General features: G+C 62.4%; 10 protein-coding genes, 1 other RNA gene and 1 riboswitch. Of the genes, 5 read left to right on the forward strand and 6 right to left on the reverse strand.

All coding sequences use genetic code 11. The features are described 5' to 3' along the window. Window positions 1-127 precede the first annotated feature (127 nt). Complete coding sequence (locus tag ACR0NT_RS18730) at window positions 128-637, reverse strand: c-type cytochrome (protein WP_170447208.1); 510 nt, start codon at window positions 635-637, stop codon at window positions 128-130. Window positions 638-756: 119 nt separating this feature from the next. Between ACR0NT_RS18730 and ACR0NT_RS18735 the strand changes: the two genes are divergently transcribed. Beyond that, window positions 757-1,590, forward strand: coding sequence for a prephenate dehydratase (locus ACR0NT_RS18735; protein WP_170673234.1), 834 nt, complete (start codon window positions 757-759; stop codon window positions 1,588-1,590). A gap of 10 nt (window positions 1,591-1,600) precedes the next feature. On the opposite strand, the gene ACR0NT_RS18740 is transcribed toward ACR0NT_RS18735, so the two are convergent. Genes ACR0NT_RS18740 through nudC form a run of 3 tightly spaced genes read right to left on the reverse strand, consistent with a single transcriptional unit; the run spans window position 1,601 to window position 3,567 of the window. Next, window positions 1,601-2,068: a GNAT family N-acetyltransferase gene (locus tag ACR0NT_RS18740; protein ID WP_170673231.1), complete on the reverse strand. Its 468-nt coding sequence runs from the start codon at window positions 2,066-2,068 to the stop codon at window positions 1,601-1,603. 11 nt (window positions 2,069-2,079) lie between these two features. Beyond that, window positions 2,080-2,547 carry an SRPBCC family protein gene (locus ACR0NT_RS18745; protein ID WP_170673228.1) on the reverse strand — a complete coding sequence of 156 codons (468 nt, stop codon included), beginning with the start codon at window positions 2,545-2,547 and terminating at the stop codon, window positions 2,080-2,082. Window positions 2,548-2,586: 39 nt separating this feature from the next. Next, window positions 2,587-3,567, reverse strand: coding sequence for an NAD(+) diphosphatase (gene nudC, locus ACR0NT_RS18750; RefSeq protein WP_170446929.1), 981 nt, complete (start codon window positions 3,565-3,567; stop codon window positions 2,587-2,589). A 175-nt stretch (window positions 3,568-3,742) separates the two neighbouring features. Between nudC and ACR0NT_RS18755 the strand changes: the two genes are divergently transcribed. Further along, window positions 3,743-5,623 carry a bifunctional 2',3'-cyclic-nucleotide 2'-phosphodiesterase/3'-nucleotidase gene (locus ACR0NT_RS18755; protein ID WP_480443489.1) on the forward strand — a complete coding sequence of 627 codons (1,881 nt, stop codon included), beginning with the start codon at window positions 3,743-3,745 and terminating at the stop codon, window positions 5,621-5,623. A gap of 39 nt (window positions 5,624-5,662) precedes the next feature. Beyond that, an RNA gene (gene ffs / locus ACR0NT_RS18760) (signal recognition particle sRNA small type) lies at window positions 5,663-5,761 on the forward strand. A 29-nt stretch (window positions 5,762-5,790) separates the two neighbouring features. Here the strand turns inward: ffs and ACR0NT_RS18765 are convergent. Next, window positions 5,791-6,648, reverse strand: a complete 858-nt coding sequence (locus ACR0NT_RS18765) for an alpha/beta hydrolase family protein (RefSeq protein WP_170673225.1) — start codon at window positions 6,646-6,648, stop codon at window positions 5,791-5,793. Between the two features lie 133 nt (window positions 6,649-6,781). Continuing rightward, a riboswitch (cobalamin riboswitch) is annotated at window positions 6,782-7,002 on the forward strand. Between the two features lie 81 nt (window positions 7,003-7,083). On the opposite strand from ACR0NT_RS18765, the gene ACR0NT_RS18770 reads away from it, so the two are divergent. Next, the gene (locus ACR0NT_RS18770; protein WP_170673223.1) at window positions 7,084-7,491 is read left to right on the forward strand and encodes a hypothetical protein; all 408 of its coding nucleotides are present in this window, start codon (window positions 7,084-7,086) and stop codon (window positions 7,489-7,491) included. A 1-nt stretch (window position 7,492) separates the two neighbouring features. Here ACR0NT_RS18770 and ACR0NT_RS18775 read toward each other — a convergent pair whose 3' ends face one another. Further along, window positions 7,493-7,996: a phosphatase domain-containing protein gene (locus tag ACR0NT_RS18775; RefSeq protein WP_170673220.1), complete on the reverse strand. Its 504-nt coding sequence runs from the start codon at window positions 7,994-7,996 to the stop codon at window positions 7,493-7,495. 131 nt (window positions 7,997-8,127) lie between these two features. On the opposite strand from ACR0NT_RS18775, the gene ACR0NT_RS18780 reads away from it, so the two are divergent. Next, window positions 8,128-9,879, forward strand: a complete 1,752-nt coding sequence (locus ACR0NT_RS18780; protein WP_170447212.1) for a DNA polymerase III subunit gamma/tau — start codon at window positions 8,128-8,130, stop codon at window positions 9,877-9,879. The last annotated feature ends 101 nt before the right edge of the window (window positions 9,880-9,980 follow it).

A 9,980-nucleotide genomic window follows, 5' to 3' on the forward strand; every position in this document is an offset into this window, starting at 1 on the left:
GCTAAATGACCAGCACTGTCAGGTTCAAGTTTAGAATGCGTGAACGCTTTGTGAAGATGTCGTTAGGCAAAAATAAAGCCGCTGCGCGGGGCAGCGGCTTTGAAATTCAGTGCGGCTGATCACAGGATCAGTTGCCGATGGTCTGCAGATAAGCAATCAGATCGGCGCGGTCCTGCGGTTTTTTCAGGCCAGCAAAGCTCATGGAAGTGCCCGAGATATAGCTTTTCGGGTTCGTCAGGAATGCATCCAGTGCTTCCGGTGTCCAGTTGCCGCCATGGGCCTGCATCGAAGGCGAATAGCCGCCGAAGCCATTCGCCGAGGCGACAGGACGATCCACGACGCCGTACAGGTAGGGGCCGGTTCCGTTGGCGCCATCTTCAAGCTTGTGGCACGCCGAGCATTTGCGGAAGACGCGCGCGCCCTTTTCCGCATCGGCGGCGGCCAGCATGTCTTCGAATACCACCTCTTCGCCGTCGGCGCTTTCACCCGCGCTTTCGGTTTCGATGATATAAGAGGCCGTCTCGCCATGCCCATCGGCATGGTACAGCGCCTCGGCGCCCCATTTTGCCAGAAGCAGCACCAGGAAGGTGCCAAACAGGCCTGCGGCGGCCTTGGTAACTGTCATCGTGTCGAACATTGATCGCGTGTCCATTTCAGCTGTCTGCGGGGTGTCTAAGGGTTCCCCTCGCAAGAGGCAAGGTATAGACACCGCGACTAAACGCCCAATTCTGGAACTTGTTGCACGGAATCGATCAAATGACCAATCGTATCGCATTTCAGGGGGAACCCGGTGCCTATAGCCACGAGGCCTGCCGCAATGCGCGCCCCGATATGGAGGCCCTGCCCTGCCGCACGTTCGAAGATGTGATCGAATCGGTTCGGTCCGGCGACGCCGATCTGGCGATGCTGCCGGTCGAGAACACCACCTATGGCCGGGTGGCCGATATTCACCGCCTTCTGCCGCACAGCGGGCTGCATATCATTGATGAGGCCTTCGTGCGCGTGCACATCAATCTGCTGGCGGTGCCCGGCGCGACTCTGACCGATGTCACCGAGGCGCATTCGCATCTGGTCCTGCTGCCGCAATGCGCCGGGTTTCTGAAGGAACACAACATCCGCGGCCGCGTCAGCCCCGACAACGCCCGCGCCGCGCGTGAGGTCTCGGAACAGGGCGATCTGCATTCGGCGGCACTGGCCAGCGAATTGGCCGGGGAAATCTACGGTTTGAACGTTCTGGCCCGCCACATCGAGGACCACGACAACAACACCACCCGTTTCTTGATCATGTCCCCAGAGGCAGACCAGTCCCGGCGCGGCCCGCACGGCATGATCACCAGTTTCGTCTTTCAGGTGCGAAACATCCCGGCGGCGCTGTACAAGGCGATGGGGGGCTTTGCCACCAACGGCATCAACATGACCAAGCTGGAAAGCTACATGGTCGACGGGTCATTCACCGCGACTCAGTTCTATGCCGATATCGTCGGCCATCCGGACGACCGCAACGTGCAGTTGGCCATGGAAGAGCTGGAGCATTTCACCACCAATGTCGAAGTGCTGGGCGTCTACCCGGCCGCGCAGCCGCGCGGGTAAGCCAGCAGGCTCAATCGACGGTATAGGATTTGCACACGGCGCCGTGGTGCGACCTGTAATCAACAAAGCCCATGGCTGAGTAATAAGCCAAACCTTCGGCGTTGTTGCGCGAAACAGTCGCGTCAATCGCAGCCAGTTCCCGCGCTTTCGCAACCTCCAATGTTGCACGAAACAAAGCCCGCCCCACGCCCTGACGTGCGGCCGAGGGGCGGATATGCGTGCCAATAACGCCCCAGCCCACCGGCGCACCGTAGGGGTTGCCTTCGACCGCAATCTTTATGGATTGGAACCCCAGAACGCAGCCGCCCCGAACCGCCACGGTACACCGCAGCTGATCCGGGTGGGTCAGGTAGTTCGCGGTCGCAAAACTCAAATCACTGGGCCGGCTGCGCTTACCGGCGGCCGCGATCTCTTGCAGAACCTCGGAAATTCCTTCTGCATCGTCCAGCCCTGCTTGCCGGATAATCAGATCACCCATTGCTCGCCCCCTCAAGCGCCATGCAGGTAGCGCTCTTCGATTTCACGGGCAAATTCGTTCAGGCGCAGCTGAAACTGCCGCCGGAACCGTGCCTGACCCAGCCTCAGCGATTGCAGCAACAGCCGCGCGGGCAGAGATCGGGCGGCAAGCGACATGTCGACGCTCAGGCGGGTGCGGCGCTGCGACAGGGCCAGGAATTCAATGATTGTCACCCCGTTCATGCCTTTGCTGATAGCGTCGAACCGTAACAAGAACGGCGGGTCGCACTCGGCCATCTCGATTGCAACTTGGCGGGGCTTGCCGCGCAGCTTGAACTCGGTTTCCCATTGCGTGCCCGGCACCACCCCCATATGGCCCGACAGGCGCCGCACTTCGATTCCGCGACGCATGGCCATGCGCTCGAACCGCTCAAAATCGGCGACCATTTCGAACACCGCATTGATGGGGGCTTCGATGTCTTCGCGCGCTGTAAACTGCATGACGTTTCGTGGTTCTCTTCGCTATAGGCTCAGTATCTGTCAGTCCAGCGTATCCGCAAGCCAGTTTTGCAGCAGGAAATGTGCAATGGCCCCTTTGCGGGCCGGCAACAGCTTCGGATGCTCTCCGGCAAAGGCCTGCATCATCTCGGGCTTGCTGACCCACATTGCATCCTCGATTTCCACCGGATCGATGGTAATCTCACGCGACAGCGCCTCACCTGCGCAGCCGAACATCAATGAGGCCGGAAACGGCCAGGGCTGGCTGGACAGATAGCTGACCGCACCGACCGGTACCCCGGCCTCTTCCATCACCTCGCGCCGGACCGCAGCCTCAAGCGTTTCTCCGGGTTCGACGAAACCGGCCAGCAGGGAATACATTCCCTCGGGCCAGCCCGGCGACCGCCCCATCAGCACCGAATCCCCATGCGTGATCAACATGATGACCACAGGATCGGTGCGCGGGAAATGCTGCCCGCCGCAGGACGGGCAACTGCGCTGCCACCCGGCCTGTGTGATTTCGCTGGCGACGCCGCAGCGGGCGCAAAACCGATGGGTTTCATGCCAACCGATCACTGCCTTGGCCGCCGCGGCCAATTCCGCATCGCGGGTGGACAGGCGGGTCATGATCCGGCGCAGTTCAGCAAAGACATATCCTTGCGGCAGGTCCGGATGCTGTTGCTCGGTCCGATCGACAAACGCCCCCAACTGCGACATGTCCAAACCTTCGGGGGACCAGTTCGAGATATCGAGCGCAAAAACTGGAGACTCGTCCGAGACGCCCAGAAACACCGGTTCCTCAACGCTGCCGCCCGGCCCGTTTGCGACCAGATCATGGGTCATCGGGATCAGGCCCAGCCGATCCAGCGCCTCGCCCTGAACCAGCGGTTTGCCGCGCCAAAGCAGCACGCACGACGCCTGCGGATGGGCGCGCGTCTGTGCCAGCTGTTCCGCATTCCCCCGGATATGCGCCGCACGCTCCAGGCCCGAGCCGCCAAACGTCACAAGTTCCGCGTGTTTCATGAGTGTTCCTTTGGGTCGTTGGCACAGGGCTGCCACGGCTGCAGCAGCGTTGCAATGGCAATTCCAAACACCCGGAAACCGAAGGCCGTCAAATGATCGCAGTCACGCGTTATATGTTGCACCTATTATACTTTTTGGGGAAAATGCTTAACATATAACTGCCAAAAGTAGAAATTTGTCACGCTCCATTCCTCTGCCAAGCCCCACACTGAAGATACGGATTTTGGCGACATCCGATCTGCATATGAACCTGAGCGGCTTCGACTATTACTCGGACGCCCCGGAACCCACGATCGGGCTCACACGGACCGCCAGCCTGATCCGGGCCGCGCGGTATGAGGCGATGGCGGCTGGCGCGTTGGTTCTGTTGTTCGACAACGGAGATTCGCTACAGGGCACTCCGATCGGGGACTGGGCTGCGGAACCGGCCAATGCGCCGCATATCCTGATGCGGGCCTTTGGTGATCTGGCCTATGACGCCATCGGGCTGGGCAATCATGATTTCAGCTTTGGGCTGGAGGTTCTGGATCGCGTTCTGGCTGATGCCCCCTGCCCGGTGGTATGCAGCAGCGTGCACCGGAAGGACGCCGATCCTCTGTGGCAAAGCCATGCCATCCTGACGCGCACGGCCCAGTACCAGGGCCAGCAGGTTGCGCTGAAGATCGGCCTGTTTTCGGTACTTCCCCCACAAACCGCAAAATGGGAGGCCCATCGGCTAAAGGACCGGGTCACTCTGGACGATATCCTGACCTGCGCCCGCTCCAAGGTGCGGGACCTGCAGGCAGAGGGTTGCGATCTGATCCTTGCGCTGGCGCATACCGGGCTGGGGTCGCCCATTGCGGAACCCGATATGGAAAACGCTGTCATCCCGATGGCCGCCATCGACGGCATCGACGCCGTGATCGCCGGGCATTCCCACCTGACGCTGCCCGGCCCCGCGCATGAGGGGTTGGATCATGTCGATGCAGTCCAAGGGCGGGTTCACGGAAAACCGGTGGTCATGCCGGGTCCGGCCGGATCAAATCTGGGGGTGATTGATCTGAAGCTGCACAGGGTCAAGGACGGCGGGTGGGTGATTCAGGACCACAGCACCGAATTGCGCCCGATCTACCCGGCGGTGCCTGACAGCGAGGCCCAGCCCGTTGAAGAAGATCCCGATTTGCTGCGCCTCTTCGCCAAGGGTCATTCGGAAACACGCCGTCACACGGCGCAGCCGGTGGGCCGGACCGACCAACATCTGCACAGTTATTTCAGCTTTTGCGCCCCGGACAGGGGGCTTGCATTGGCCGCAGCGGCGCAGGCGGCAGCCCTGCGTCCGCATCTGCAGGGGACACCCTTTGCAAAACTGCCTGTCCTGTCCGCGGTGGCCCCTTCTAAATTCGGAGGGCGCGCCGGGCCGCGATTTTATACGGATGTGCCACCGGGACAGGTTTTCCTGCGCCATATCAACGATCTGTATGTGTTCCCCAACGAATTGCAGGCGGTTGTCGTCAACGGAGCGCAGATTGGCGACTGGCTGGAAATGTCAGCGGGGGTGTTCAATCAGGTCACACCGGGCCGTGAAACCGATCTGGTCGACCCCAGCCGCGCCGGGCATAACTTCGATGTTCTGCAGGGGCTGAGCTGTCAGATCGACCTGTCGCACCCATCGCGCTTTGACGCCGCCGGTCGCCTGACCGACCCCGCGCATCGCCGGATTCACGACATCCAGTTCGAAGGGCACCCCGTGACCCCGGACCAGCGCTTCGTCGTGGCACTGAACAATTACCGCGCCAACGGAGGGGGACATTTCCCCTTTGTCGACCGGGCCGAACCGATTCCGGTGCCGGCTCAACCCGTCCAGCGCATCCTGAAAGATTATTTCTCGGGTGCCCTGCCGCGCGACCCACTGGAACACGCGCCCCACGCCTTTCGATTTGCGCCATTATCCGGGGCGACAACCTTGCTCCGGACCGGCCCAAAGGCCCGCGATCACATTGCCGAGCTTGAGAAATACAACCCACAGCTGCTCGGAGAAGACGATGACGGCTTTTTGCTGATCCGTTTGACGCTCTGACGGGTTGTCTTTTCCACGCCCGTTGCCTATATCGACCGATGAGAGGTTGGCGCGGGCGAGCGCCTCGCCAACCTGGTCAGGTCCGGAAGGAAGCAGCCACAACGAGCCCCGCTTGGGTCGATGTCCAACCTCTCACTTTAGTTCCCGCCGAAAACTGAATAACAAATTCAAGCGATCAGTCGCGGCCAGACGGCGGCGTTGCGGCGCGCGAAGGCACCGATATGCCCCACCTCCGACAGGCCGAATTCAGCAGGTGACAACAGATGGCGGCGCGCGTGCGGCCCGTACAGATCGGCCAGCCGCCACACCGCGTTCGGCGGCACCACATCGTCATCCTCGAAGGTGAACAGATCCACAGGCGTCTCCGACTGCGCCCAACGCGCCTCGGGCAGAGTGATCCCGATCTCGGGCAGGTAGTTGTGCGGCGCGGTGCACCACCTCCGCCACTGCCAATAGACGCTTGCGGGCAGATCGGCCCCGAATCCCAGCGCCTTGCCCGGAAGATAGCCCAGAGCTTTCACCGCCAGCGGCGCGTGGCCGTACCAGAACAGCAATGCCAGCGCCCGATAGGGCCAGGGATGGTCCGACACCGTCACCGGGCCGGAGCAAACGCAGATCATGCGGTCGATCTGATCGATATCAGGTTGTATTGGCCCCAGCATCCCGCCGACGGAATGCCCGATGCTCCACTGCTGCGCGTCAGGGAATCTGCGTCGCATTTCAGCCCGTGCGGCTGGCATGTCGATCAGGGCCCAATCGGCCATCATGACCCGCGATGCCTTCAACGGCCCGTTCAACGAATGGCCGAAATCACTGTAATCATAAGTTAGACAGGCCACCCCCTGCGCCTCGGCCAGCCAGCGGGCAAAGTGCTGATAGTAAGCCCTCGGCACGCCGGTTGCGCCATGAATGACCACCGCCACCCGAGGCGCCGACGCCGGCAGATACAGGCGCGCGGATAAGGTGCCCGCGCCTGATGGAAACTGGAAATCCTCGGTCGAAACAGTCTGTGTTGCGTCCAGCATGGTGCGGCCTCCGGGATTTTTGAACCGATTGGTTCACTTTCTCCAGTCCGCCGTGTTTCCGTCCGCAAGTCAACTATGACCATACGTCCACCTGGCCGCGCAAATTGCCCGCTTGACTCGGGTCGCCCGCACCCGTTAGCGATGGCTTGATGGTTCTCGACCCCGATCTCGGGGCGGGATGAAAAGGGAACACGGTGCGGTTCTGCCCGGTGATGCCGGAACGAACCAAGGCCGCGACTGCCCCCGCAACTGTAAGCGGTGAGCAATGCCGAAACACCACTGGCCGAAAGGCTGGGAAGGTCGGCAAAGCGATGACCCGCAAGTCAGGAGACCTGCCATCGAAGCAAAACCGAAACTCGGGCGGGGTGTCCGGGCAGGTCGTCAGCACGCTGTCACACCTGATCTACGCCCCGTCTTGCGCGCGGAGGGCGCACCATGATCTGGAAGACAAAGACACATCAATTCACCGCAACCGTGTGCCAGAAAACCGGCAAGACCTGTCCGGCCCTGGCACAGATGGCCCGTGCCGTCGTGCAGGCGATGGAGGCCGCTGTCCCTGCGAGCACCCCGGATTTCGAACTCGAAGGCAGCAGCGAACTGGCCCATTGCGCTCAGGGCTGTTTCGCACGGTTTCGCGCGCAGGCAGATCAGGTTCGTGTGTTTTGCGGCACCGATGTCGACACCGCGATCGAAACGCTGGACGACTATGCAGATATGATGTTCGGCCTAGAATTCACCACACGCCCGGCCAAGCTGTTGCCGACACCGCCCTGCGCGATGCTCGAGGCCTCGATCATCGCGCAAAGCCCGGTCGTGCAGCCGGAACGGCACGCGGCGCTCTGAACTAGTGGTAAGGCCGGGTGCTGGGCGCCTGTGCGGCCCAGTCCAACTGGCCGTCGGTCTCGACGGCGCAGGGCCGTACGGCGCGCAGGCGTTTCAGCGCTGCCTCGGGGCGTTCGCCGTGTTCGACCATAAGGCGCAGGGCGATCATCCCAGACCGCCCGCAACCGCCCCGGCAATGTACTAACACCCGCCCTCCGCGGGCCAGAACCTGTGCCGCCGCCGCGCTGACCTCGGGCCATGCGGCCTGAACCTCTGGCGGTGGCGCGCCAAAATCCGCGACCGGCAGATGCGCCCAGCCGATTGCCGCGGCGCGCAGATCGTCGCCGAATCCGGCGGCACCCTCCTGCAGCATCTCACCTTCAGTGGTCATGGAAATCACCAGATCGGGCTGCCAGTCGCGGATGATGTGAAAATCCTGCCGATAGTTGCCCGCTCGCCCTGGCAATGGCGACAGAGCAACCGTGCCGTTGCCCACCTGCACGGCGTGAATTGCGAACAGTCTCAAGTGATAACCCTCCTGCCTACGCGTCTATGGTACATAAACTGCGACGCAAACGGAAATTCGCCAAGCGGGATGTGGACGCGGGCGGCGGGGGTCTCTACGCTGCATCGGAACCCGAATCCGACAGAGCAGACATGAACGACACGCCCAGCCCCGCCTATCAGGTTCTTGCCCGCAAATACCGCCCCGAAACCTTTGCTGACCTTGTGGGTCAGGATGCGATGGTGCGCACGCTGAAAAACGCGTTCGAGGCCGACCGGATCGCGCAGGCCTTCATCATGACCGGCATTCGCGGCACCGGCAAAACCACCACGGCGCGGATCATCGCCAAGGGCATGAACTGCATCGGCCCCGATGGCGAGGGCAAGCCGACCACCGAACCCTGCGGCCAGTGCGAGCATTGCGTGGCCATCATGGAGGGCCGCCACGTCGACGTGATGGAGATGGACGCCGCAAGCCGCACCGGTGTCAACGATATTCGCGAGATCATCGACAGCGTCCGCTATCGCGCGGCTAGTGCGCGCTACAAGATCTACATCATCGACGAGGTTCACATGCTCTCGACCAGCGCCTTCAACGCGCTGCTCAAGACGCTTGAGGAACCGCCCGAGCATGTGAAGTTCATCTTTGCCACAACCGAGATTCGCAAAGTACCGGTGACGGTGCTGTCACGCTGTCAGCGCTTTGACCTGCGCCGGATTGAGCCCGAGGATATGATCGGCCTGCTCAGCAAGATCGCAGCGGCCGAAAATGCCCAGATCGCGGATGACGCGCTGGCGCTGATCACCCGCGCAGCCGAAGGGTCGGCGCGTGATGCGACCTCTCTGCTGGATCAGGCGATCTCGCACGGGGCCGGGGAAACCAGTGCCGATCAGGTGCGCGCGATGCTGGGTCTGGCCGATCGCGGCCGGGTGCTGGACCTGATGGACATGATCCTGCGCGGCGACGCGGCGGGCGCCCTGACCGAACTGAGCGCGCAATATGCCGAGGGAGCCGACCCGCTGGCCGTGCTGCGCGATCTGGCCGAGATCACCCACTGGGTCTCGGTCGTAAAGATCACGCCGGATGCAGCCGAAGACCCGACCGTTTCGCCAGACGAGCGCGCCCGCGGCGTGCAGATGGCCGAGGCCCTGCCAATGCGGGTGCTGACCCGGATGTGGCAGATGCTGCTGAAAGCGCTGGAAGAGGTCTCGGCCGCGCCAAACGCCATGATGGCTGCCGAAATGGCGGTGATCCGTCTGACCCACGTGGCCGACCTGCCCAGCCCGGAGGAACTGATCAAACGGTTGCAGGATGCGCCGCCTCCACCACCGAACGGAGGTCCCGGCGGTGGCATGGCCGTACCGTCGCACGCTCCCGCTCAACCTGCGCCGCCTGCCTATACCTCGACCGCACGCGGCCCGGCCGGAGCGCCAACAGCCGCACTGGCTCAGGACACTCAGGTAGCCCTTGCGCGGTATCCCAGCTTTGACCATGTCGTCGAACTGATCCGAACGAACCGCGACGTGAAACTGCTGGTCGAGGTTGAGAATGGCGTGCGCCTCGTGTCCTATTCGCCCGGTCGGATCGAGTTCACACCAACGGACAACGCACCGACGGATCTGTCCCAAAGGCTCGGCACGGCGCTACAACGATGGACCGGAAACCGCTGGGCGGTGTCAATCGTCGCCGACGGAGATGCCGCAACCATCGCCGAAGTGCGGGATGCAGCCGATTTGGCATTGAAAGCTCAGGCCGAGCAGCACCCTCTGGTTCAGGCTGTGCTCATGCAGTTTCCCAAAGCCCGGATCAAAAGCATCGAAACCCCGGAGCAGCGGGCCGCGAAGGTCGAAACCGAAGCCCTGCCCGAGGTCGAAGACGAGTGGGATCCGTTCGAAGAGGACTAACGCAAACCCTCCCCGAAATTCTACCGCGCCCGCCACGGCCCATCGGCTGTCGCCGATATCCCTGAGCGGCCTTGGGCCCGGCAGCGCGGGCTTTGCCCGCG

Source organism: Ruegeria sp. AB10, assembly GCF_056542745.1.